This window comes from Streptomyces sp. NPDC005706, assembly GCF_040631045.1.
In the GTDB taxonomy this organism is placed as follows: domain Bacteria; phylum Actinomycetota; class Actinomycetes; order Streptomycetales; family Streptomycetaceae; genus Streptomyces.
This window is the reverse complement of record NZ_JBEXYS010000045.1, coordinates 14512-37809: the sequence shown is the minus strand read 5'-3', so window position 1 is coordinate 37809 and position 23298 is coordinate 14512. Positions and strand designations below refer to the sequence as shown.

At 69.1% G+C, this 23298-nt stretch carries 18 protein-coding genes and 3 pseudogenes; 8 read left to right on the top strand and 13 right to left on the bottom strand.

The window, feature by feature from the left end; genetic code table 11:
• Positions 1–82: 82 nt before the first annotated feature.
• From ABZ478_RS36950 to ABZ478_RS36915, 8 genes and pseudogenes are all read right to left on the bottom strand, one after another.
• Positions 83–2863 (bottom strand): BTAD domain-containing putative transcriptional regulator, encoded by a 2781-nt coding sequence (locus ABZ478_RS36950; protein ID WP_359556799.1) that lies wholly within the window; start codon positions 2861–2863, stop codon positions 83–85.
• Positions 2864–3149: 286 nt separating this feature from the next.
• Positions 3150–4493, bottom strand: coding sequence for an NAD(P)-binding protein (locus ABZ478_RS36945; RefSeq protein WP_359556796.1), 1344 nt, complete (start codon positions 4491–4493; stop codon positions 3150–3152).
• Positions 4494–4987: 494 nt separating this feature from the next.
• Positions 4988–5158: pseudogene (locus ABZ478_RS36940) on the bottom strand (DUF397 domain-containing protein); the annotation flags it as partial.
• Positions 5142–6308, bottom strand: a complete 1167-nt coding sequence (locus ABZ478_RS36935) for a helix-turn-helix transcriptional regulator (protein ID WP_359556794.1) — start codon at positions 6306–6308, stop codon at positions 5142–5144. The gene ABZ478_RS36935 and the pseudogene ABZ478_RS36940, both read right to left, overlap by 17 nt.
• Positions 6309–6526: 218 nt before the next feature.
• Positions 6527–7009 carry an ATP-binding protein gene (locus ABZ478_RS36930; RefSeq protein WP_359556791.1) on the bottom strand — a complete coding sequence of 161 codons (483 nt, stop codon included), beginning with the start codon at positions 7007–7009 and terminating at the stop codon, positions 6527–6529.
• Positions 7010–8171: 1162 nt separating this feature from the next.
• Positions 8172–9611 carry a gamma-aminobutyraldehyde dehydrogenase gene (locus tag ABZ478_RS36925; RefSeq protein ID WP_359556788.1) on the bottom strand — a complete coding sequence of 480 codons (1440 nt, stop codon included), beginning with the start codon at positions 9609–9611 and terminating at the stop codon, positions 8172–8174.
• Between the two features lie 16 nt (positions 9612–9627).
• Positions 9628–10029 carry a nuclear transport factor 2 family protein gene (locus tag ABZ478_RS36920; protein WP_359556786.1) on the bottom strand — a complete coding sequence of 134 codons (402 nt, stop codon included), beginning with the start codon at positions 10027–10029 and terminating at the stop codon, positions 9628–9630.
• A gap of 80 nt (positions 10030–10109) precedes the next feature.
• The gene (locus ABZ478_RS36915; protein WP_359556783.1) at positions 10110–11645 is read right to left on the bottom strand and encodes a cytosine permease; all 1536 of its coding nucleotides are present in this window, start codon (positions 11643–11645) and stop codon (positions 10110–10112) included.
• Between the two features lie 103 nt (positions 11646–11748).
• Here ABZ478_RS36915 and ABZ478_RS36910 point away from each other — a divergent pair, with 103 nt between their 5' ends.
• Together ABZ478_RS36910 and ABZ478_RS36905 are read left to right on the top strand one after the other, a co-directional pair.
• Positions 11749–13200, top strand: a complete 1452-nt coding sequence (locus tag ABZ478_RS36910) for a PucR family transcriptional regulator ligand-binding domain-containing protein (RefSeq protein ID WP_359556780.1) — start codon at positions 11749–11751, stop codon at positions 13198–13200.
• Between the two features lie 267 nt (positions 13201–13467).
• Positions 13468–14061, top strand: coding sequence for a TerD family protein (locus ABZ478_RS36905; protein WP_359556778.1), 594 nt, complete (start codon positions 13468–13470; stop codon positions 14059–14061).
• Positions 14062–14109: 48 nt separating this feature from the next.
• Here the strand turns inward: ABZ478_RS36905 and ABZ478_RS36900 are convergent, their stop codons facing one another.
• Positions 14110–14313, bottom strand: a complete 204-nt coding sequence (locus tag ABZ478_RS36900) for a cold-shock protein (RefSeq protein WP_359556776.1) — start codon at positions 14311–14313, stop codon at positions 14110–14112.
• A gap of 254 nt (positions 14314–14567) precedes the next feature.
• On the opposite strand from ABZ478_RS36900, the pseudogene ABZ478_RS36895 reads away from it, so the two are divergent.
• The 3 genes and pseudogenes from ABZ478_RS36895 to ABZ478_RS36885 form a co-directional block, all read left to right on the top strand.
• Positions 14568–14821 (top strand): annotated as a pseudogene (locus ABZ478_RS36895) (site-specific integrase); the annotation flags it as partial.
• Positions 14822–14891: 70 nt separating this feature from the next.
• Positions 14892–15443: pseudogene (locus tag ABZ478_RS36890) on the top strand (DUF6531 domain-containing protein); the annotation flags it as partial.
• Positions 15355–15639 (top strand): RHS domain-containing protein, encoded by a 285-nt coding sequence (locus ABZ478_RS36885; RefSeq protein ID WP_359556773.1) that lies wholly within the window; start codon positions 15355–15357, stop codon positions 15637–15639. The pseudogene ABZ478_RS36890 and the gene ABZ478_RS36885, both read left to right, overlap by 89 nt.
• Positions 15640–15738: 99 nt before the next feature.
• On the opposite strand, the gene ABZ478_RS36880 is transcribed toward ABZ478_RS36885, so the two are convergent.
• Both ABZ478_RS36880 and ABZ478_RS36875 read right to left on the bottom strand, forming a co-directional pair.
• The gene (locus ABZ478_RS36880; RefSeq protein WP_359556771.1) at positions 15739–16467 is read right to left on the bottom strand and encodes an NAD(P)H-binding protein; all 729 of its coding nucleotides are present in this window, start codon (positions 16465–16467) and stop codon (positions 15739–15741) included.
• A 101-nt stretch (positions 16468–16568) separates the two neighbouring features.
• Complete coding sequence (locus ABZ478_RS36875; RefSeq protein ID WP_359556769.1) at positions 16569–17237, bottom strand: nitroreductase; 669 nt, start codon at positions 17235–17237, stop codon at positions 16569–16571.
• Positions 17238–17703: 466 nt separating this feature from the next.
• On the opposite strand from ABZ478_RS36875, the gene ABZ478_RS36870 reads away from it, so the two are divergent.
• Positions 17704–18141 (top strand): cupin domain-containing protein, encoded by a 438-nt coding sequence (locus ABZ478_RS36870; protein ID WP_359556767.1) that lies wholly within the window; start codon positions 17704–17706, stop codon positions 18139–18141.
• 227 nt (positions 18142–18368) lie between these two features.
• Here ABZ478_RS36870 and ABZ478_RS36865 read toward each other — a convergent pair whose 3' ends face one another.
• On the bottom strand, positions 18369–18770 hold the full coding sequence (locus ABZ478_RS36865) for a helix-turn-helix domain-containing protein (protein ID WP_359556765.1): 402 nt from the start codon (positions 18768–18770) through the stop codon (positions 18369–18371).
• 170 nt (positions 18771–18940) lie between these two features.
• Entirely contained in the window at positions 18941–20131 is a 1191-nt protein-coding gene (locus ABZ478_RS36860) for an ABC transporter permease (protein ID WP_359556762.1), read from the bottom strand.
• A 146-nt stretch (positions 20132–20277) separates the two neighbouring features.
• Here ABZ478_RS36860 and ABZ478_RS36855 point away from each other — a divergent pair, with 146 nt between their 5' ends.
• Together ABZ478_RS36855 and ABZ478_RS36850 are read left to right on the top strand one after the other, a co-directional pair.
• Positions 20278–20883 (top strand): TetR/AcrR family transcriptional regulator, encoded by a 606-nt coding sequence (locus tag ABZ478_RS36855; RefSeq protein ID WP_359556760.1) that lies wholly within the window; start codon positions 20278–20280, stop codon positions 20881–20883.
• 1033 nt (positions 20884–21916) lie between these two features.
• Positions 21917–22864 (top strand): alpha/beta hydrolase, encoded by a 948-nt coding sequence (locus tag ABZ478_RS36850; protein ID WP_359556758.1) that lies wholly within the window; start codon positions 21917–21919, stop codon positions 22862–22864.
• The last annotated feature ends 434 nt before the right edge of the window (positions 22865–23298 follow it).

Here is a 23298-nt window from a genome sequence, read left to right as displayed (position 1 = left end):
GGAAGCGGAGGCTTCCCGGAAGGCCCCGGACCAAAGTACCCGGCGGGGTATTTCGCTGAGTCATAAGGCAATTGATGGGCTGTCACCTTGTGACTCCTCCCGCGGCTTGGGGCCCGACCCGCAGTGTCAGGCAGGCAGGGAAGAACGCGCTCCAGGTGTATCCGCGCCAGTGCACGTACGCGCCGACGTTTCCGTCCGCGAGGATGGTGGCGCGTCTCATGTGCTCCTGCGCCTCCTGGATCCTGCCTTCGTCGAAGAGGATGAAGCTGATCTCGTTGAGGGCGAGGCTCTCCAGGGCCCGCTCGCCGGTCTCTCGCGCGTGCCGCAGGCTCTCCCGCAGGCAGCACAGGGCGTCCTCGGTCCGGCCCAGCCCAAGGTACGCCCGCCCGAGATTGCCCAGGCCGGTCATCTGGGCCATGAGGTCGCCGGCTTCCCGTGCCAGGGCGAGGTGCCGGTGCTGCACGGTGACGGCCTCCTCGTAGAGCTCGCGTTCGGCCAGCGCGTCCGCGAGGTTGCTCAGGGCCCGCAGCTCGCCGTCCCGGTCGCCGATCTCGCGCCAGAGCGTGAGCGCCGACTCCAGGCACTGCCGCATCTCGTCGTACCGCCGGTGCAGCCAGTACACCGCGGACAGGTGATCCAGTCCCCATGCCTCGCTCTCGCGGTCGCCGAGGCGGCGGGCGGTGGACACGACGACTTCGGCCAGGATGTGCAGCTCCCGGGCGCGGGCATGCGGGTAGAGGTACCAGTGCAGCGGCCGCGCCAGCCGCATCGCGAGCCGGGCCGTGGGGTCGGTCTGAGCGGCGGCGTGCGTGACGGCGGCCATCAGGTTCGCGCGCTCGACGTCCAGCCACGCCTCGGCCTCGCGGCGGTTCCTGATCGGCGTCGTCGGCAGCGCGCCGTGGGCGGACGGGTTCTTGGTGGGGTGGTGCGGAGGCTGCGGCGGCACGTTGAGGAAGGCCACCGCCCGCTCGGCCGTGGCGAGGTAGAAGCGCAGCACGCGTTCGAGGGCTCGTCCGCGCTCGGAGGCCGACTCCTCCGCGTACACCTGCTCACGTGCGAAGAGGCGGATCAGGTCGTGCATCTGGTAGCGGCCCGGGGCGAGGCTGTGCAGCAGATGCGCGTCGACCAGCCGCTCCAGCGCGTCCTCGGCTCCCCAGCTGTCGACGCCGAGCAGCGCGGCCGCAGCCTGCAGGCCCATGTTCGAGCCGGGCAGCACCCCGAAGAAGCGGAAGGCGCGTGCGGCGGCCCGGTCCGTGGGGTTCTCGCTGTGGCAGATGCCGTCGTAGCTGGCGTGGAAGCTGGCGCGCACCGACAGATCGCCCACCCGGATCTCGTCGAGGCGGTTCTGAGCGGCGGTCAGCCGTTCGACGAAGGCGCTCAGGGGCCAGCTGGGGCGGGCTGCCATGCGGGCGCCGACGATGCGCAGGGCGAGCGGGAGACGGCCGCACATCTGCACGATCGCGTCGGTCGCCTCGGGTTCCGCGGCCACCCGCTCCTTGCCGACGAGCCGCTCCAGCAGAGCGGTGGCCTGGTCGTGGAACATGACGCCGAGATGGAGATGGGTGGCGCCTTCCAGGGAGGTCAGGATCTCGCGGCTGGTGATCAGCACCGCGCAGCCGGGACCGGCGGGGAGTAGCGGCCGGACCTGCTCGACGCCGGCCGCGTTGTCGAGCACCACCAGCAGCCGCCGGTCGGCCACCAGCGAGCGGAACGTGGCAGCGGCCTCCTCCGTGTTGGAGGGAATGGCCACCTCCGGAACGCCGAGCGTCGCGAGGAACCGGCCGAGCACCTCACTGGGTTCGAGGGGCGTCAGCCCGGCGGTGGCCCCGTGCAGGTCGACGTAGAACTGGCCGTCCGGGAAGCGTTCGGCGAGCTGGTGGGCGGTGTGGATGGCCAGAGCCGACTTGCCCACCCCGCCGGCACCGTCGATCACGGCCATCGCCACCCGGCCCTCGTCGCCGTCCTGCAGCAGCTGGTGCAGCACTGAGCTCTCGCCTGCGCGGCCGACGAAGGTGGTGCTGAGGTGGGGAAGCTCCCTGGGCATCACAACGGGCCTGCGCTCGGCGGCCCTCGCGGGTTCGGCGGGCGGCCGGGCCTCGAGCAGCAACGACGCGTCGGCCCGCAGGATCTGCTGGTGCAGCTGTTGCAGGGGCGGGCCCGGCTCGATTCCCAGTTCCTCGGCCAGCTGGTGTCGCAGGTCCTGGTAGGCGGCCAGGGCGTCAGCCTGCCGGCCCGCCCGGTACAGGGCCAACAGGAGCTGGCCCCGCAGCCCCTCGCGCAGCGGGTGCTCGGCCACCAGTGCGTCGAGTTCGTCGAGGACGGCCTCGTGGCGGCCCAGCCTCAGCCGGGCCTCGATGCGCGACTCCCGCGCCTGCGTGCGGTACCCCGCAAGGCGCATCGCCTCGGCCTCCAGGGCGGGCGTCGGCGGTACGTCGGCGAAGGGGGCGTCGCGCCACAGTCCCAGGGCCTCTTCGAGCCGCTCCGCGGCGGTCTCGGGAGCACCGCCGTCGAGCTCCCGCCCGCCCTGCTCGATCAGCTCCACGAACCGGTGGGCGTCGACCTCGCCCGGTGCCACGACGAGCCGGTAGCCGTGGGCCCGGTACCCCTGCGCATGGGTCACCAGCAGTCGGCCCGACTCATCCCCGAGCGCCCGCCGCACCCGCGACACATAGCCCTGCAGGAGCTTGCCCACGCTCTGCGGAGGGTCGGCGCCCCAGAGTTCCGCGACCAGCCGGTCGGTGGAGACCACTTGGTTGGCGTCACACAGCAGCACCGCCAGCAGCATCCGCCACTTCGCCGGGGCGAGGGGGATCTCGTCGCTGCCGCGCCACAGCCCGAGAGGGCCGAGGACCTGATACCGCATGCCACGCTCCGTCAGTCGTCACCCGTGCAAGGCAGGCCTGACGCAGGCCGGTTCCGGAGCCGGACACGTGCGGAAGCCGGGGAACCGGCCACGGACAGCCACCATATGACCTCCAGCGGTACCTCGAAAGCGCCGAGCGCGGGGTTCGAACATCCTGGGTGCAATCTCCGCGGGCGGCAGGGAACTTGCCGACTCGCGTGCGACCGGCGGGATCCATTCCCTTTTGTTCCCTCCGCGCTCCGAGCGCGGAGCCGGTGCACCGCGCTTCAGGGCCGGATGGCGTACGTCACCGGCGGGCCGGCGACCGGCGGGCGGCCAGCAGGCTGCGGACGACCGTGGCGGGCCGCAGGGCCGCGCTCGGCGGTGCCAGCAGGTGCTGCATGTCGAGGACGACGCGGTGCGCGTCCACCGAGACGTGGCTGGCCAGCAGCACCTGGCGGACATAGCGGTTCACCAGGTCGGTGCCCGGCGGCCGGCGGCCCACTGTCTGCGGGTACATGAAATCGCCGCCCGTCGCCATCTGCCAGGGGCCGGCGATCACCTTGGCCGCCGCACGGTAGTAGGCGCGGGCCATCCTTGAGGACGTGGTGCCGAACCGGTCCAGGCAGCGGCCGAGTTCCACCGCTTCCAGGGCGGCGACGCTCATGCCCTGCCCGTACACCGGATTGAAACTGCACAGGGCGTCACCGATCGCCACATAGCCGGAGGGAGGCTGCCGCAGCCGCTCGAAGAGACGCCGCCGGGCCTGCGGATAGGTGAACCGTCGCGCGTCCTCCTCACCCACCGGCTCGGCGCGGGCGACCAGTTCTCCGACGTGGGGGGTCGACAGCTCGGCGGCGAACTTCGCGAATCCCTGCGGATCGACGGCCGCGTGGGTCCCGTGCCAGCCGGCCAGGGTGACCACCCATCGGTCGCCCTCGACAGGGAAGACGGCGGCCGCCCGCTTGTCGTGCGGGGGAACGCCGGCTATCAGGTAGAGCAGTACGTCGTCGAGCAACCGGTCGTCGGCACCGCGCCGCAGCAGGCGGGTGGCGTATCCGACGTCCACCTTGACGGTGGCCACCTCGGGAGTCGAACAGCCCAGGGCGTGCAGCCACCGGTCGGACCGCGTACCGCTCTGTCCCGTCGCGTCCACCACCAGATCCGCGGCGAGGACCTCGCCCCCGTCCAGTTCGACCCCGGTCACCCTGCCGGCGGACCCGGTCAGCCCGCACACCGCGCGGAGGTCGCGGACCTCCATGGTGGGCAACGCGGCCACGCGGGCCCGTACCGCGTGCTCCAGGAAGGCGCGGCTGAGGCTGATCCCCTGCAGTCCGGTGGCACAGCGGATCCGATGGCCCCCCATCTGGTGGAAGAGCACGTCCGAGCCGGGATCGAAGGGCACCGCCCCGCCCGCGACGAGCTCGTCGGTGAGACCCGGAAACAGCTCTTCGAGTGTGCTCTGCCCGCTGACCAGCAACGCGTGCGCATGGCCACTCTGCGGCACGCCTCGCCGGTCTCGCGCGTCCCCGGGCAGAGCGTCCCGGTCCACGACGGTCACCCGGGTGAACCGGTCGGCCAGCGCACGCGCCGCGACAAGTCCTGCCATCGACCCGCCGATGACCACCGCCTGTGCACCGACCGAACCCATGGTCGGACCTCCCTTCGAGGGAACCACCGGCCTCAGCCAGTGGGAGAATCGAATCCTTGGCGTGCCCGGCGCCGCGACGAAGACGCAGCGGGCCGCGGCGCGGAGGGCGGCCGGGTCCCGCGCCGGGATCCGGCGTCGGCGGCTCGAGGGCGCGCCGTACATCCACGTGCGTGCGTGGGTCGCCTCACGGAGCCTCCACAACCCGGTGAAAGTGGTGCCGCGACAGTTCACGGCACCGGGGCAGTCTAGAAGTGTGGTGTGGCATGGGCCACTTCACGGACGCCGACCTGTGCCGCCAGCCAGTACGAGCGGCCCAGGGGAACGACTTCCCAGTGCCCGTCAGGCGCATGGCGGGGGCACGGACGTGGGGTGGCGGCCCCTGACGAAACGTCCTGCCGCTTCAGGAGGAGCCGCGGCGCGGCCGTTCGGGTGCGTCCGGCGGTGGACGGTGCCACCGGGCGGGTAAGTGCCCAACCCCCGCCCTCTGCCAAGGCCGTAAGAAATGCCTGCCACTGTTCCCGACCGAACCCGAATGCCGGGCCATCGGGGTCCTTGCTGTCCCGGACGTAGACGGCGTGTCCGGCATCGGCGACCTCCACACAGTTCCCTCCGTTTCCCATGCTGTAGCTGCTCTTGCGCCAGTGCAGTTCAGTCGGGTCCACCAGCGATTTCCTTTCGCAGCCGACTTATGAGGGTGCGCGAGTCCTGGGGGGACAGCGCGTTGGCCTGGATCAGGTTGAAGGCGAGCTGATGCTGCCGGAGTTGATGGGCGTCGTTGGTCACCTGGCCGCCGATGAACGACTCCCCGTAGAGGACGTCCGGGCCCTCCCGGAAGCCCATGATGCGGAACGGGGTCATGCCCCCGGGGTGCTCGCGCACGCTGAACGGGATGACCTGAAGGTGCACCTTGGGCAGCTCGGCCAGGGTCACCAGGTGTCCGAGCTGCTCGCTCATGGTCCGGCTCCCGCCGACGCACCGACGGAGCACCGCCTCGTCGAGGGTGATCATGATCTGCGGTGGGTCGCGTCTCTCCAGAATGCGCTGCCGGTCCAAGCGGGCGGCCACGTACTGCTCGATCTGCAGTGCCGGGGCCACCGGATGGGCGGTGGTGAAGACGGCCCGGGCGTAGGCCTCGGTCTGCAGCAGACCGGGAATGGCGACAGTCTCGAATTCCTGGACGAAACTCGCCTGCTGCTCCAACTCGATGACCTGCCAGAACCAGTCCGGATAGGCGGACTTGACGAGGGAGGGCCACAGAGCTGCCAAGGCGCCGTCCGCGCCGAGCAGCCGGTCGACATCGACGGCGAAGCTGCGGGAGGGCATCCCCTCGGCGTTCTCCACCCGCTCGACCTCCGCCTCGGCGCACCGCAACCGCTCGGCGACCTCCCGGCGGGCGAGTCCGGCCGCCAACCGATACCGCTGCACCGTGCCCCCGAAGCGGGCCAGTGCGCAGGGCAGGTTCTCACCGCGAGATTGCGTCGGGCCGGCCTCCGGCGCCCTCACCGGTACCAGTCCCCGGCCGGCCGGCGGTTGCCAGGCCACCGTCCCGTCCGGCCCGAGCGCGGCCCGAGCGATCGGCGTAGGCAGCCAGGACGACTTCGGCTGCCGCGGCGCCGCCGGAACGCGGCTGAGCAGCCCCCAGGAATGCACGCCCGGGCGGGCCGCGGCGGACAGGGCCGCCTCGATACAGGCCCGTGCGCTCTGCTCCGTCGCACACGTACCGCACGGACCCTGCTGGTGTCTGCTGTCGCAGACCTGGTGCACCTCCCACGCGTACAGGTGGCTGTGTTCCAGCGCGGATGAACTCCGGCCCATGCTTCCGCTCACGCCGTTCACTGGTCCTCCCTCAGGAACTGCGGCCTACCCGACCACCGGTGCCGGCTCAGGCCGATGCAGGGTGTTCGGAGGTGTATGCGTCTTCTGCTGTTCGCGTCTTGTCGTTCGCGTCTTCCGACGTGTGCGTCGCAGGTCGCCGCCCGGGGTACGGCGATCGGTACGGAGCCGCGACGCGGCCCCCGGCCGGCCCACGCAGGTCATCGAGGCGGCGTCCCGCCGCTCCCGTCGATGGCGACGGTGCACCAGGTGGTCTTACGGCCACGGCGGTCCCGGCGCGCACCCCAGGCGGACGCGATCGCCTGCACGAGGAACATTCCTCGGCCCTGCTCCTCCTGCGGTCCCGCCTGGTGGACGACGGGCTGTGCCGCGGACCCGTCGGTGACCTCCACCAACAGGCGGTCACCGATCTGCATCAGGTCCAGGGTGATCCAAGTGCCGGGTGCGTACTTGATCGCGTTCGCGAGCAACTCGCTGACGAGTAACCGGCTGTCGTCGACGACTCCGGACGGGCACCCCCAGGAGAGGAGGGCCTCGCCCACCGCCGCGCGCGCCTTGCCGACCTCGGACGCCGCCGACGGGAGGTGGAGGTGCACATGCCGGCCGAAGCCGAGGTTGCAGTCGGAGCACACGAAGCTGTGGAAGCCGGTCGTCCCTGCCTCGGCGCCGGTGTCGATCGGCATCCGGAAGTCCGCCGCCTCGCGGGCGTCACGGGGGTACGGCGTGGCCGACCGTTGCCGAGGCACCTGCCCGCCGTGCGACTGTTCATGAGGTACCGCACGGTGATGCGGATCATGAAGATAGGTCATGACACGCCCCTCTGCCGCAGTGGGCGGGCGTGGGGGCCGCTGCCGCTCGGGACCTGCGGGCAATGGTGCGATCGGCGCTTCGGCGCCCCGGCACGGCGTCGACGCGGAGCGCGCTGACCGGGGGCCCGCCGTCGTCGACACCCGGTATCCCGGGCACGGGACGTTCGCTCCCTGCGTTTCCAGACATCGATGCCCTCCCGACAGCCGTTCCCGAGGCAGCGGCTCCACCGCGGCTTGTCCGAGCTTCACCCTGCACGACCGGGGGAGAGCGGCGGTATATCGGCGGTATCCGTCCAGTCGCGGGCAGCGCCTCCGTCGTCCGAACCGAGTGGCGCGCCGTCAATCGCGGCGGCCCGAGGAGACGAGCTCCAGGACGATAAATGCACCGCGCACGAAGATCTATCGGCATGAAGGGAGGCGCAGACCGGTTCCTCCGGTCCGCGAGCACGAAACGACGAAACCGACACGGAATCGGAGACGGATTCCTCTATTCCTGGTGCCCCCACACCGATCCGCGGTGCTTCTCAGGCCGGTCCCGCGACAGCCATCCGGCGGCGGCAGCTGCACGACGGCGCAGCCACAAGCCTGCCGACCGGTCCCAGGGGCTTGACCCCACGCTCGACTTCCTGCTGCGTCTGGTGCCCTGGTACACCCCGCACAGCTGAGTACGTTCCTGGACATGCCAGACCGCCTTGGAGTGCTGACGTCCGGCGACGTTGATGTCACTCGTGGATGTCGAACGGGGCAACCGCGGCCGAGTTCTATGGCGTCCTTACCGCCACGTTGGGGCAGGTTTCGTCAGCGGATTGCGGCGGAGGGCTGCCTTTTCCCGTCCTTGGGCGGCACGGGCCGGTGCCGGCGCCCACGATCGGCGGACACGAACGGAACGGGACATGGGCCGCCCGGTGTCCGGGACAACCGCCCGATCCGTTGCCGGGCATCAGGCGGGCGAGGAGTTACCGGGTGTCGGGGTCGGTGGTGTGGACCCCTCGGCCGCCCCGGGACAGGCCGGGCGCGGCCGACGAGTTGCCGGACCTCAGAGCGACGTCATGACGTGCTTGATCCGGGTGTAGTCCTCGAAGCCGTATGCGGAGAGGTCCTTGCCATAGCCGGACTTCTTGAACCCGCCGTGCGGCATCTCGGCGACGAGGGCCATGTGGGTGTTGATCCACACACAGCCGAAGTCGAGGTTCTTCGACATCCGCATCGCCCGCGCGTGGTCCTTGGTCCACACCGAGGAGGCCAGCGCGTAGTCGACGCCGTTGGCGTACCGCACGGCCTGCGCCTCGTCCGTGAAGGACTGGACGGTGATGACCGGGCCGAAGACCTCGTTCTGGATGATCTCGTCGTCCTGCCGGAGGCCGGAGACCACGGTCGGGGCGTAGAAGTAGCCCTGCTCGCCGACCCGGTGGCCGCCCGCCTCGATCCTGGCATGCTCGGGGAGGCGCTCGATGAAGCCGCTGACCTGGGCGAGCTGGCCCGCGTTGTTCAGCGGTCCGTACAGCACGTCCTCGTCGTCCGGCAATCCGGTCCTGGTGTCGGCCGCCGCTTTGGCGAGGGCGGCGACGAACTCGTCGTGGACCGACTCGTGGACCAGGACGCGGGTCGCGGCCGTGCAGTCCTGCCCGGCGTTGAAGAAGCCGCCGATCACCAGGTCCTCGACCGCCTTCGCCAGATCGGCGTCTTCGAAGATCACCGCCGGGGCCTTGCCTCCGAGCTCCAGGTGGACCCGCTTGACGTCCTTGGCCGCGCTCTGGGCGACCTGGATGCCGGCGCGTACAGAACCGGTGATGGACGCCATCGCGGGGGTCGGGTGCTCCACCATCAGACGGCCGGTCTCACGGTCACCGCAGACCACGTTGAAGATTCCGCGGGGCAGCGACAGCTCCTCCAGGACACCGCCGATGATCTCGGCGATCAGAACCGTGGAGGCCGGGGTGGTGTCCGAGGGCTTGAGGACCACGGCGTTGCCCGCCGCGAGAGCCGGGGCGAACTTCCACACCGCCATCAGCAGGGGGTAGTTCCATGGCGCGACCTGGGCGCACACACCGACCGGCTCGCGGCGGATGATGGAGGTCGTTCCCTCCATGTACTCGCCGGCCGAGCGGCCCTCCAGCATGCGCGCGGCGCCCGCGAAGAAGCGGATCTGGTCGATTGCGGGGGCGAGTTCCTCACTGCGGGTGAGGTGGAGCGGCTTGCCGGTGTCCCGGCTCTCCGCGGCGACCAGTTCGTCGGCCCGTGCCTCCATCGCGTCGGCGATCTTCAACAGTGCGCGCTGCCGTACGGACGGTGTGGTGTCGCGCCAGACGGGGAACGCCGAGGCCGCGGCCGCCATCGCGGCGTCCACGTCCGCGGCCCCCGAGAGCGGGGAAGTCGCGTAGACGTCACCAGTGGTGGGGTCCACCACGTCGAGCGTGCGGTCGTCCGAGGCCTCCGCGAACGCACCGTCGATGTAGTTGCGGAAGGTGGTGCTCATGGAACGTATCCTCTGGTCAGGCGGCGGTACGGGCGGAAAGGTGCTCGTGGACGGCGACCCAGCGGCCGTCGTCGGCGCGAGTGAAGACGATGGTCTCCCTTTCGTGGACCGTCTCCTGGCTGGTATGGGTGGCGATCCGGGTTTCGACGTCGTGACTGAAGACGGCGGTGTCGCCGAAGTGCTGGATCAGCTGTGCGGACGAAGTGCAGCCCAGGATCCGGAAGCCGTCCTGTTCCACCCACTGCTGCCACAGCGCCCGGTACTCGGCCGTGGAGCCAAGCCGCTGCGGGGTGGTGTGGAAGACGAAGGTCGCGTCGGGGGCGAAGGCGCCGAAGTAGTCGTCGAGACGGCCCTCGGCGAAGGCGGCGACAAGCGCGTCTGCGGCGGTCCGGACCTCCCGGACAGTGGTGGTGCTCATGTACGGCTCCTGGTCACGGGCGTTCGGCGGTCGGGGGCCGAAACGCCAGGCGTTCGGTTACGGTAGGTGACGGCGAGGCCTCAGTGGGCCACGGCGGGCTCGGTGACGGTCTCCCCGGTGTCGCCGGTGATCGGTGGCACGGGGGCATCCGACGCCCGCACGAATCGGGGTCCGGCCGGTCCGTACACGGCGCGCGGTTCGGGGAACACAGCGAGCAGGGCGAGGTAGAGCACGATCGCGAGGGCGAGGCCGACCAGCAGCGAGATGTCCGTGCCGCCCGCGAGATCGCCGAGCGGGCCGACGAACTGGCCGGGCAGGTTGGTGAAGAGGAGCGCCACGACGGCGGAGACGAGCCAGGTGGACATGCCGCGCCAGTTCCAGCCGTGCGTGAACCAGTAGCGGCCGCCGCGTTGGCGGCGGTTGAAGACCTGCAGAGCCTCCGCGTCGTACCAGCCGCGCCGGGTGACATAGCCGAGCGTCATGACGATCATCCACGGTGCGGTGCAGGTGATGATCAGCGTGGCGAAGGTGGAGATGGACTGCGCGAGGTTGAGTGCGAAGCGGCCGGCGAAGATGAACGCGATGGACAGGGCACCGATGAAGAAGGTGGCCTGGACGCGGCTGAAGCGCGTAAAGACGCTGGAGAAGTCGAGCCCAGTGCCGTACAGGGATGTCGTGCCCGTGGAGAGGCCGCCGATCAGGGCGATCAGGCAGAGCGGCAGGAAGTACCAGCCCGGTGAGATCGCGAGCAGTCCGCCCACGTAGTTGGGGGCGGCAGGGTCGACGTACTTCTCGGCCTTCGATGCGATGATCGACGCGGTGGCCAGGCCGAAAAAGAACGGCAGCAGGGTGGCGATCTGGGCGAAGAACGCGGCCCCCATCACCCGGCGGCGCGGAGCCCCGGCCGGGATGTAGCGGGACCAGTCACCGAGGAACGCGCCGAAGGAGACCGGGTTGGAGAGCACGATCAGCGCGGAGCCGATGAACGAAGGCCAGAACAGCGGGTCGGCCGTGGAGGCGAAGGCTCCTGCGTAACCGGGGTCGAAGTCGCCCGCGAAGGCGAAGGCGCCGAGCACGAAGAGGGCCGACGCCGCCAGCACCGCGATCTTGTTCACCAGCAGCATGAACCGGAATCCGTAGATGCAGACGACCAGGACGAGCCCGGCGAAGATCGCGTACGCGATGCCATAGGTCACGTCCGACTCGGGGACGTGGACGAGCCGGTGGGCGCCGCCGACGAGCGCGTCCCCCGAGGACCACACCGAGATCGAGAAGAACGCGATGGCGGTGAGCAGGGAGAGGAACGAGCCGACGACCCGGCCGTGCACGCCCAGGTGCGCGGAGGAGGAGACAGCGTTGTTCGTGCCGTTGGCGGGGCCGAACAGCGCCATCGGGGCCAGGAGGAGCGCACCCGCCACGAGACCGAGGACGGTCGCCGCGAGACCCTGCCAGAAGGAGAGGCCGAAAAGGATCGGGAAGGCGCCCAGAACACAGGTCGCGAAAGTGTTGGCACCGCCGAAGGCGAGCCGGAACAGATCAAGGGGGCGGGCTGAACGGTCCTTGTCCGGGATCCGCTCGACACCATAGGTCTCTATCTCGGTTATCGAGGTCGTCATGGGTGCTCCAGATTCCGGTCATGCAGGGGGGATGGTGCACAGTGTGGGGCCCGCGGACGGGTAGCGACAATTGTGCTTGCCACAGAGCCGTACGCTGTTTTATGTGGCGAACAACAAACTCACCGTCGGTGATCTGCTCTCCTTCCCGGCGCTCCAGCTCTCTGTGAAGGCCGGCAGCGCCGGCCTGGACCGGTCCGTCTCCTGGGCGCACGCCAGCGAGCTCGCCGATCCGACGCCCTGGCTCTTGGGCGCCGAGGTGATCATGACGACGGGCCTGGCGGTGCCCCGTACCGCGGCCGGACAGCGCGCCTACCTGGAGCGGCTGGACGACGCCGGGGTATCCGCTCTCGCCCTTTCCGCGCAGCTGCACATGCCCCCGCTGCACGATGCGTTCTTCCAGGCGGCGGAGGAGCGGGGCTTCCCGGTCCTCGAAGTGCCGCTCGCCGTCCCGTTCATCGCTGTCGCCCAGGAAGTCGCGGCCGCGGCCCAGGAGGACGCCCGGCACCGGCTGGGCGCGCAACTCCAGGTCTTCGGCGCGCTGCGCTGGCTGGTCGCCGAGGATCTCGACATGCCGACACTTCTGCGCCGTCTCGAAGGCCTGTCGGGTTACGACGTCTATCTCTGCACACCGCAGGGTCACCCGCTGCTGCCCGGCGTTCCCGTGCCGGATCCAGCTGTCCTGCCCGCTTCCATCGACGCCCCGCCGACGGTCCCCGGCGGATTCGTCCTCCCGGTGCCCGCGCCCGGCGGCCCGGCGGGCTTTCTGGTCGCATACGAGCGTCAGGGCGCCCAGCCCGCAGGACTCGCCGTCGTCCAGCACATCGCCACGGTGGCGGCGCTGCGGCTGGCGATGGTACGCAACGAGCGCGAGACGCTGCGCCGCGAGGGCGCGGAGACACTGGCCGAACTACTGCAGGAGGTACTCGACCCGGAGGTGGCGCGCCGCCGGCTCGCCCGGCACGCCATCGAGGGCGCCACCGTACTCCTCGTGGTGCGCCACACCACCGACGAGGCGCTGCTGTCATGTCTGCAGAACCAACCCCATCTGCTGCTCACCCGAGGTGAGGACCGCTACGTCCTGGGAGCACCGGAACTGGCAACGGCCATCGGTGGGCTGCCCGCCGTGGCAGCCGGGGTCAGCCGCCCCTTCCTGCCGGGCGCCGCGCTGAAGGTCGCCCAGCGCGAGGCGCTGTGGGCGGTGGCCAAGGCCGTGGAGTCGGGCCGCCCCGTCGTCCATTACGGCGATGACTCGACGGGTCGGTGGTTGCCGGACGACCCCGCTGTCCTGACCGCGCTGGTCGAACATGTGCTCGGCGAGGTGCTGCGCTATGACGCGGCCCATGAATCGCGGTTGCTTGTCTCCGCCCGCACGTGGATGGAACGCGACCGCCGTACCGAGACGGCCGCGGCGGCGCTCCACATCCATCCCAACACCCTTGCCTACCGGCTGCGTCGTTTCGGTGCTCTCGCCGACCGTGATCTGACATCGACGCAGGCCCTGACCGAGGTCTGGCTGGCGATTCAGGCAGCGGGGGCGCTGGGCCTCACCGACTGAGCACGTTCGGGACAGACCAGGAGGGCAGAGCTGGGAGACTGATGAGGGAAGGACGCGACCCTGGCCGGCCTCGACGGAGACCTGCGCGCCAACATCCCTGGCGCATCCTCCGCACCCCTGCCGGATCCCTACCGGATCCGCCCCTTCGCCGAGTGGAACAGCCAGACCACCCCCCGGTCACCGCCGCCCGCTCCCGCGGCACCGACCCCCATTCCTGCGCCGCCGAGCCACGCCCCTGCGATCGCACTCACGCCGGGACAGAATCAGGTGCTGCCCGAGGAGGCCTGGCAAGAGCTGCGCATCGCCTTCAGCTTCCCGGGCGCCGACGCCGACCTCACCCTCTTCCTGACCGACACAGGCGGCCAGGTCACCTGCGCCGAGGACTTCGTCTTCTCCAACCAGCCCTCCGCCGCCCACGGCGCGGCCCGCCTGCTGGGCAAGCAGACCGAGGGCCCGCGCACCGTCGAACGCGCAGCCCGCCACCTTGCCGCCGTGCCAGCCCACATCCAGCGCACGATAGCCATCAACACGGACGTCGACACCGGCCTGACCTGCAGCGCCCCCACCCACACAGCCCCGTACATGGATTGCGTCACCAGGGCCGCGTGGACCTTCCAGCCGCATGCCAGCCCCGACATCCGTGCCATGGCCGTCGCCGAGCTGTACCGGCACACCACCAACGGCCAGACCGTCTGCAACCTCCGCGCCATCGGCCAAGGCTGGGCCTTTCGCCATTTTCTTCGCGCCCGGGGCGCCGGGACGACGTCGCCCGCCGCCCCGGCAAGCCCTCCAGGCGAAGGGCGGGCGGGTGCCGGAGACCCGGAACGGACCGAGCCCTGGTGGCCTCCCGGGACAAAATGAGCCCCGGCCGGTGGGTGCATCCCGGCCGGGGCTCATTTGCGTGAGGTGTTACAGGGGGCGGATGTTCTCCGCCTGCGGGCCCTTCTGGCCCTGCGTGACGTCGAACTCGACCTTCTGACCCTCCTGCAGCTCACGGAAGCCCTGGCTCTGAATGTTCGAGTAGTGGGCGAACACGTCCGGGCCGCCGCCGTCCTGCTCGATGAAGCCGAAGCCCTTTTCCGCGTTGAACCACTTCACAGTGCCCGTGGCCATGTGCCTGTCTCCTTCGAAGGGACTCGTATCGGGTCCCGCACCGTGCGGGATCCGGAGGTGATCGCCCTGGTCCGGAGAGGCGTTGAACATCAAAAACGCCCGCGATTGCGATCACGGGCGAACGGGACTTCGGAACCACGACTGCTGATCACGACGCTACACCGGCTGGTGCCGCCTCGACCACACGGTTCCGGGTCAGCGTGGCGCATAGCCCGTACTTGCGTGTCCGTCTGGGCAACGCAGGCCAGAGCCGCATTCCCGGCCTCGGACGGAAGAAGCTCGCCAAGCTCACCGCCGAGGAAGTCCGCACCTGGCTCACCAGTTCCGCACCACCTGCCAGTGCTGCACCCGCGGCCTCGACACCGCCCGAGACCAACCCCGCTGCTGCGCCACGGGAAAGTGCTGCTCCAAGCGGCTCTCGCGGCTGACCCTGACGTACATCTGCTCCGTGCTGAAGTCCGCCCTGGAGCACTCGGTGCGCGAGGAAGAGATCCCGCGCAACGCGAGCGATCTTCTTGTCGTAGTAGGCCCGGGATGCCGGGTCGCCCAGGGCGGCGAACGCGGAGAGGAAGAAGGCTCGGCAGTTCGAGTCCTCGTACCGCTTGGGCGGCTGGTTCGGACCGGCCTGGTCCTCCACGCTCGACCAGCGACTGGAGATCGACGCCGAGGGCGTGGTCCTCGTCGGAGAGGACGGCCTGACACTCGCCTACCCGCACCCGGCACCGGGCGTCCCGACGCTGCCCAGCCATGGTCCGCGCTGGCCGCTGGACAGGGTGGACGACACCTCGGGCCGGACGACCCACTTCACCTACACCGGCGCCGGTCATCTGACGTCGGTCACGGACCCGCTGGGCAACACGACGACTGTCGTCTGCGACCGCGCGGGCCTGCCGGTGCGAGTGACGGACCCGCTGGGCGCGGTCACCCGCTATGAACGGGACGCCTTCGGCCGCCCGACCACGATCACGGATCCGACGGGCGCCACAACGCTGCTTGACTGGTCCGTCGGGGGCCATCTGATCCGTCGCACCAGGCCGGACGGTGCGCCGGAGACGTGGACGTACGACGGCGAGGGCAACTGCACGAGCCACACCGATCCGCTCGGTGGCGTCTCCCGCTTCGCGTACACCCCAGCAGGAGATCGACTCCCGCTTCTTCGCCATCGTCACCGACCTCGTCGGCACCCCGAGCGAACTGATCGACGAACAGGGCGACATCGCCTGGCCCGCGCCGAGCAACCGGGCATGTCGCCGCTCCCGCCGTGCAGGGCGAGGGCAGGGCTATAGGCGCCAGGATTGGCATGAACCAATCGCCGGTACAGGCTGACGGCCTCCCTACCGATCACCAGTGAAGGCTCAAGAAGCAGGATCATCTACCTCCTTCAGCTGCTCTTTGCGGTCTGCACGTCTCGGAGGGCGCGAGCAGTCAGGAGAGCCAGTCGGTGTAGCGGGTGGGGGCGAGGTGGGCGTCCGTGTCGGTGAGGACGTCGCCCTTGACGACGGCGAACATGCCGGCGGTGGGGTCGGTCACGACGGTGCGGTGGTCGCCCTTGTGGGCCAGGGTGATCCGGCCCACCTCGTCCAGGGTGAAGACCTCGGGGCCGGCGATGTTGCGGATGCCGTTCAGCGGGGTGCCGGTGGCGACCTCCGCCACTGCGGTGGCCACGTCCTTGGATGCGATCGGCTGGATCGGCGTGGCGGGCAGTCGGACGGTGTCGGCGTCAGCGGTCCAGGACAGGACCGCGTCCATGAAGTCCATGAACTGCGTCGCCCGGACGATCGAGTAGGGGATCGGCCCGTCCGTGAGGATCTTCTCCTGAAGCGCCTTGGCCTGGTAGTAGTCCAGCTCCGGCACCTGGTCCACGCCGACGATCGAGAGGATGACGAAGTGGCCGACGCCGCCCTTGTGGGCCGCGGCCAGGAGGTTGTCCATCGAGGTCTGGAAGAAGCCCAGGGAGGCTTCGTCGAAGGTCGGGGAGTTCGTCAGGTTGACGATGACGTCGGCTCCCGCCGTCGCCTCCTCCAGTCCCTGACCGCTGATGATGTCGACTCCGGTGGACTTCGAGTGCGGTACTGCTTCGTGCCCGGCCGCGGTCAGATTCCTCACGACCTGCGAGCCGATCAGCCCGGTGCCGCCTATTACTGCGATCTTCATGACATGCCTTTCGTGGTGATTACATGCGCAATATGGCATATGAACCGTTATGTGGATGCAGCATGAAACGGTTCGCTCTGATGGACCAGGAGGGCCAGTCGTCAGAGGCCGTCGACGAACGTGACCGTCTCCTCCAGCGGCGCCCGGCCTGTACGGGCGTCACCCGCTGTGACGTCTTCAAACCCGATCGACATAGCACAGAAGAGGACGAGTCCGTCCGGGGGTGACAGGACTTCCGCGACGGTCCTGTGGTACTTCGCCCAGGCCATCTGCGCGCAACTGTGCAGCCCTTCGGCACGGAGCAGCAGCATGACGGTCTGCAGGTACATGCCGACATCAGCCCATTGAGGTGATCGCATGTCCTGATCGATGCAGCAGAACAGGGCGGCGGGCGCACCGAAGCAGTCCCAGTTCGCGGCGGCCGCCCTGTGGCGCGCCTCCAGGTCCTCACGCGCGATGCCGAGCGCACCGTAGCGCTGCTTGCCGAAGGCGGAGCGGCGCTCGCGGTACGGAGACTTCAGTTGCGGCGGATACATCTCGTACTCCGGCGCGTCCCAGGGGTCCCCCAGGGCCAGGCGCTCGCCGGCGCGCTTCTTGATCTCGGCCAGCGGCGCGCCGGTCACCATGTAGGTGTGCCACGGTTGCAGGTTCGATCCGGACGGCGCCCAAGCCGCAGCGGACAGCACTCGCTCCAGTGTTTCCCTCGGCGCGGGCTCGTCGGTGAACGCGCGCACCGCCCGTCGGCTCGAAACAGCCTCGTAGACGTCCATGACCACCCGCCTCCATCTGTTCAACGGGTATGTCTTCGTTACACTCAAGATGGTATCACTCAATACCATCTCGATCGCAACATCTCGGGTCGTGATTGTTTCCTGCCTCGGGCACTGCATCTGCGGGAAGGTCCTGACCACGCCGTTGCAGGACCTGGACAGCGAGCTCGCGGAGCTCCTCGCGCCGCGGCGCGGCACATCACGACTTGGCTTGCTACAGCACGAGATGCCCGCCGATGACACGGTGCGAGGCGGTCTCGACGCCCGCCGGATCCCGGATTGTGGTGGCCGCCGACGGGATGCAGGGTGGTGTCGAGACCGTTTGGGCGAGGTATACGGCACACGGCCTGTCAGCCGGAAACCCGGCGACCTCGGCCACCGCCGAACGAGTGGGTCGGTACATCGTCCGGGCCGTAGTGGCTGAAGCGAGACCGCCCATTCGGGAGGGCTTACGGAGGTGTGGTACATGTCGGAGAAGAACCCAGGGCTCGGGACCGCCGCTCAGGTCTCCTTGCCGCCCGAAGTCAAGTTGCTGCAGGAAGTCACCCCGCCCTTCTTTCCCGAAGGCGGTTCGGGAATGACCATCCTCGTCAACTGGCCTCCCGGTCACCCCGGGCTCCCTCCGCATCGCCATTCGGGCCCGTCGTTCGGCTACGTGATGGAGGGCGCACTCCGGTTCGAACTTGAAGGCGAGCCAGAGCGTGTGGTCGAGGCCGGTGGAACGTTCTGGGAGCCAGGCGGTGACGTGATCCACTACCAGGACGGCAACGCACTGTCGGACGCATCGACCAAGTTCGTGGTGACCATGTTGTGCGCGCCGGGCCAGCCTATGCTCACATTGGTCGACGAGGAGGAGCTGAAGGAACGTGCGCACAAGCGCGCTCCCCGTCCCTCCGAAGGCTGAGTCGCGATACGGCCAGAGTGCGGATCCAGCAACACCGGTCCCGGCGCCGGGCTTTACAAGCCCCCTCGCCGGGCAGCATCTCCTATCGGGTGGTGCCGTTCCGACGCCAGGTGGAGAACATCACCGCGTGGCCGTCGAGAACAGTGCCCCCATCAATCCTGTGCCGGTCGATCGCTCGCCGGAGGCATGCGTCCAACTCCAACCTCCTGCCTGTGCGTGAAGAGAGGTCAGCAACCTGGCGTAGTCGGTTGATCCGATGCCGGCAAGCCGCTCGGTAGAAGGTGATCCTCTGCCCACAAGAACAAAACGGCCAGGGGGACGAGGAAGGCCTTGCCGTGCGCAGAAAGTGCGTAGCGGGTTCGCGATGACAGCCCGTGCCGCATGTCCTGGGTGATCAGGTCGATCGCGGTCAGTTCCCGGAGGCGCTGGGCGAGCATGCGGTCGCTGATGCCGGGGACGCGTTCGCGAATCTGTGCGAAGTCGGCCGGGCCTTTGGCCAGCGCCATGAGGATCAAGCCGTTCCAGCGCCTGCTGAGCAGGGCGAAGGCCCGAGTGATGGCCGGAGAGCCATCGGCTGACTGCGGATGCTCGCACCGGCGTACCGGTTGAGGGTGTTGTGGGGTGGTCATGGTGTGTGTCCGTTCCGGTACGGCACGAGGCATCGCGGTTTCAGCACCTCGCGCAGTGCTCCGTGGTCGTGTTCGTGTCGGAGGTCGCCCGTGTGTCTGCCGGGTCGCACCCCTGTGGCTGTGCGGCCTGGGCGGCGAGAGCCTGATCGCGCGCATGAAGTGCTCGGGCATCAGCCGTCACCGTCATGGCGACGGGCATGGGCGTGCACGTGACGCCGAACCGACAAAGCCTCGCCGGATCCCGGCAAAGCCGGGAGCAACTCCCCGGAAGCCGTCGCACCGGGCTGCGTGCCACGGGGTTTCCCGGTAACCCAGTGGCTGAACATGACTGCTGTGAGCCCGCAGACACTCCACAGAGCCAGGACGGCAAGATGGCCGGCGCCGGAGTTGCCGTCGAAGTAAGTGGTGTCACGAAGCAGACTGGCTCCGGCGCCGGGGGGCAGCCACTGGCCGACGTGATCCACGCCCTTGGGGAGCATCTCCGGGGCGGAGGTGGCGCCGGAGAAGGCGTTCCCGACGAAGACCATGACCGCGGCGCTGAGCCCAAGGCCCCCGGGACCGAGGAGTCGGACCACGCCGGCAGTGGTGGCGCTGATGGAGAGAAGGTCGAGCGACAGGATCGCCCAGGTGGCCACGTGATGATGGGGCAGCGCTCCGAGGAGGCCCTGGGCCACGAGGTAGACACCCAGGGCTGCGACAGCGCACGCGACGAGGAGCGTCAGCACTCGGTGCCCCGGGCGTGCAAGGCCAAGAGCCATCGTGACAAACGCTCCGATCAGGATGCCGCAGATCGTGAGCGGGAAGATCGATGAGCTGAACACCACACCCCGGGGGTCCTCTGCGGCGACGGGCACCACGTCGATCGCCTTCACAAGGATTTGTGCAGAGGAATCAGCACCTGTGGATTCCTGCCGTGCGGCCTTCTGCTGGACGGCGCCCGGCTTGGCGGCTGCCTGCTTGTGGGCCCTCGCCCGCGAGTGCGCATCCACGGCCTCCTGCCGGGCGATCTGCTGGGTGGCCTTGTCGGCCAGCTGTTGTCCGACATCGGTCAGAAGCTGGGCCACGGAAGGGCTGGCGGCGGTGGCCTCCAGCACGGTGATGCTGCGGCCGGAGATGGCAAAGGCGCCGTAGACATCCCGGTTCTTGATCGCCGACCGCGCGGCCTGCCGGTTCGCAAAGAGGTGGAAGTCGAACGCGCCCGGCTTCGCACGGGTCAGTGCCTCCACCGCGTGCTGGCTGGCTGGCCCTGTCCCCACGATGCCGACAGGGACCTCGCGCGGCTTGATCCGCCCCGCCGGCCAGGCGAATGCCAAGACCGCCGCAGTGATCACCAGGGGCAGTGCCACGGCGGCAATGACCACTTCCCGCCATGCTGGGCGTCCTGACAAGGGGCTACTCACAACCCGTCCTCTCATAAAAAGAATGATCGTTTTCTTTTAACTTCAGTCTGACCTGCCACCTCGCCGGCCGTCAACACGAATGTTCGTTTTCTTTGTAAGCTGGTCTCATGCCCAAGGTCACTCAGCAGCACATGGATGCCCGCCGCGAGCAGATTCTGGGCGCGGCGCGCCGTTGTTTCCTCCGTGACGGTTTCCACTCCACCTCCATGCAGGACCTGTTCGCGGAGGCGGGGCTGTCCGCGGGCGCGGTGTATCGGTACTTCACCAGTAAGGACGAGATGATCCTCGCGATCGCCGAGGAGAACATGCGCGATGTCCTCGACATCACGCTCGCCGTCGCCACAAACCGGCAGGGTCAGTCCGTGGGGGCGGTCTTGGCGGAACTGCTCGACGTGATCCGAGTCAAGTCGGCCGAGGAGGACGTGGCCGCCCTCGCGGTTCTGGTCTGGGGGGAGGCCATGCGCGACCGATCGCTGGCGGCCAAGCTCGACCATCTCGTCGGCCGCATACGCGCCAATCTGGTGACCTTGGTACGTGACGAGCAGAAACGGGATGCTTTGCCTACGAACGTCACGGCCGAGGCGATCGCTTCAACGATGCTCTCCGTCCTCCCCGGCTACATCCTCCAAGTGGCCCTGCTCGATCCGGCTGCTGTGGCCGAGGTGCCTGACGCAGTGCGAGCGTTGTGGCCGGAGCCGGCAGGTGAGCGCTGAGCGGTCTCACGGCTTACCGCCCCAGCCGCTCAACGAGCGCCCGGGGACGACATATTGAGCTCGTGCCCGGTGTCCGATCCGTTCCCTGGGGTCGGAAGACCGGCGGCGGCCTCAGGCCACCGGATCGCTAAACCTGCCCCCGCGGGGGCAACGCTCTCGCGGGCGGGCGGACACCGTCGATGATGCTCTGCTGTGGGAGACAGACAAGCACGCCCGCATGAAGTGCACACCGACCGGCAACGGCTGCTAAGTACGCGCCGCTGGCCGGGGCGTACCGGCTGTCCGCGAATCTCCTCGGCGGCGGCCTGCCGCAGACGATCGTGATCGACGCTGAGGTACGTCAAACGCACGGGTATTGGCGCCTGCGGACTGGCCCACCTGAAACGACCATCTTGCGTACGCCACGTCGACGTTATGGACCATGCCCGCCGCTGGGCAGCTGACCCGGGAACCGCGCGTGCGGAGGCGTGCTGGGCGAGCCCCTTCGAGATCACAGTCGCCGCAGTGGCGGCTGGATCATCTGACGCTCCAAGGGTCCCGTGCGTGCAGGGCCAGACGTGCCTGATCAAGCGCAGGTCTGCGTCGTTCCGGCACGTCTGGCAAGGAGAGAGGGGCTGTGGCGTGTCTGCAGCCGCGCGGCGCGGCCGGGTGAGGGACTCCGCCCCCGCGCGTCCGTCGCGTTCGGCCTGGTGTTCGTTCGGCCGGTGCGAGGGTGGTAGCGGCGGATACGAGGGCGCGGTATGGAACAGGCCATCGCCACCGGCCAGAGGGCTGACGCCCCGCGACACCGGCGTTTGCGGCGTAGTGTGGCAGATGTGCACGCAGGTGCATCAAACGGGTGCGCGCATTGTCATCCGGGTGCCGGGACGTCTTCCTACGCTGCACAGGGCCGGGCCTCTTCCCGCACCATCCGATCATCCCGACGCAAGCAGGCATGGTGAGAGCCCGCCTTTCTGACCGGCTGCCCACCGGCGACAGCGTTGATCACACCGCGGTTCTCCGCTCCTGCACTCGACATCGAAGGATGAACATCATGGCCAAGCCGATTCTTGAGCCTGCCGCGCAGGAGATCGCCGACGCCACGTCGAAGCCTCCCTTCCTCTACGAGCTGGGCCCAGAGGGAGCCCGCAAGGTCCTCGACGACATTCAGGCCGCACCGGTCGACAAGCTGGACGTGACCGAGCAGTGGGTGACGGTGCCAGCCGACGTGGGGGAAGTGCGGGTACGCATCGTCAAGCCCGTCGACGTAGGGCAGGGAGCACCCGTCGTCCTTTACGTTCACGGTGGCGGGTGGATCCTTGGCAACGCGGGTACGCACGACCGCCTGGTGCGCGAGCTCGCGGTCGGCGCTGACGCCGTCGTCGCATTCGTCGAGTACGACCGTTCACCCGAGGCCCGCTACCCGGTCGCCCTCGAGCAGGCTTACGCCACGGCTCAGTGGCTGATCCGCAACGCCGACGAGCATGGGCTGGATGTCTCCCGGCTGGCCGTGGCCGGCGATTCCGTCGGCGGCAATATGGCCGCGGCCCTGGCCATCCTGGCCAAGCAGCGCGGCGACGTCACCTTCATCCAGCAGTCGATGTACTACCCGGTCACCGACGCTGCTCAGGACACCGACAGCTACCGCGAATTCGCCGACGGGCCGTTCCTCACAGCCCAGGGCATGGCCTGGTTCTGGGACGCCTACACCACCGATCCCGATGAGCGCGCGCAGAGCACGGCCTCGCCGCTACGGGCCAGCCGGGAGGAGCTCGTCGGGCTGCCGCCGGCCCTGGTCGTTGTCGACGAGAACGACGTGCTGCGCGACGAGGGTGAGGCCTACGCACGCCGCCTGACCGAAGCGGGGGTGGACACCACCAGCATCCGCTACAACGGTGTCATCCACGACTTCATGATGCTCAATCCCGTCCGTCCCACGAACGGCGCGAATGCCGCGATCGAGCAGGCCATCCGCACTCTGCGCACGGCCTTCGGACACTGACAGCCCCGCAGGATCCGGGTCGGCCAACCGTAAACGGTGGCCGACTCGGTCCCGCCCTTCCTCGTGCAGCAGGGATACCGCGCGGGGATGTGCCGTTGACGGCCCGGTGATCGCGGATGTCAGGACAATCACAGCCCGGGGCAAGGAGCGGCGTCGGGATTGATCCGCGCACCCACGCCTACGCCCAGGCAAGGTCGCGCTGGCGACTGCCAGCCCGACAGCCCGCCGCCGATACCTGGAACAGGCCGGCCTGCGTCGGTTCACTCCAGTCGATTGCCGCCGCGCAGCGAGCAGCACGCGAGGCTACGCAGTCCATCCGCCGTTGACGGAAGCGTGGTCTCTCTACACCGTGAAGTCCACGGCAACGCCGTCTGGCTCGTTCCTGCTTCCTTGATGCCACTCCCACTCCCCGTCGCTCCGCGGGCCGGGCGCCA

Bases quoted from the DNA above. Each gene is read 5' to 3' on its own strand.
- ABZ478_RS36850 (WP_359556758.1), top strand. From the start codon at position 21,917: ATGGCCAAGCCGATTCTTGAGCCTGCCGCGCAGGAGATCGCCGACGCC.
- ABZ478_RS36925 (WP_359556788.1), bottom strand. From the start codon at position 9,611: ATGAGCACCACCTTCCGCAACTACATCGACGGTGCGTTCGCGGAGGCC.
- ABZ478_RS36930 (WP_359556791.1), bottom strand. From the start codon at position 7,009: ATGCCGATCGACACCGGCGCCGAGGCAGGGACGACCGGCTTCCACAGC.
- ABZ478_RS36915 (WP_359556783.1), bottom strand. From the start codon at position 11,645: ATGACGACCTCGATAACCGAGATAGAGACCTATGGTGTCGAGCGGATC.
- ABZ478_RS36920 (WP_359556786.1), bottom strand. From the start codon at position 10,029: ATGAGCACCACCACTGTCCGGGAGGTCCGGACCGCCGCAGACGCGCTT.
- ABZ478_RS36875 (WP_359556769.1), bottom strand. From the start codon at position 17,237: ATGGACGTCTACGAGGCTGTTTCGAGCCGACGGGCGGTGCGCGCGTTC.
- ABZ478_RS36870 (WP_359556767.1), top strand. From the start codon at position 17,704: ATGTCGGAGAAGAACCCAGGGCTCGGGACCGCCGCTCAGGTCTCCTTG.
- ABZ478_RS36945 (WP_359556796.1), bottom strand. From the start codon at position 4,493: ATGGGTTCGGTCGGTGCACAGGCGGTGGTCATCGGCGGGTCGATGGCA.
- ABZ478_RS36950 (WP_359556799.1), bottom strand. From the start codon at position 2,863: ATGCGGTATCAGGTCCTCGGCCCTCTCGGGCTGTGGCGCGGCAGCGAC.
- ABZ478_RS36865 (WP_359556765.1), bottom strand. From the start codon at position 18,770: ATGACCACCCCACAACACCCTCAACCGGTACGCCGGTGCGAGCATCCG.
- ABZ478_RS36880 (WP_359556771.1), bottom strand. From the start codon at position 16,467: ATGAAGATCGCAGTAATAGGCGGCACCGGGCTGATCGGCTCGCAGGTC.
- ABZ478_RS36855 (WP_359556760.1), top strand. From the start codon at position 20,278: ATGCCCAAGGTCACTCAGCAGCACATGGATGCCCGCCGCGAGCAGATT.
- ABZ478_RS36935 (WP_359556794.1), bottom strand. From the start codon at position 6,308: ATGGGCCGGAGTTCATCCGCGCTGGAACACAGCCACCTGTACGCGTGG.
- ABZ478_RS36900 (WP_359556776.1), bottom strand. From the start codon at position 14,313: ATGGCCACGGGCACTGTGAAGTGGTTCAACGCGGAAAAGGGCTTCGGC.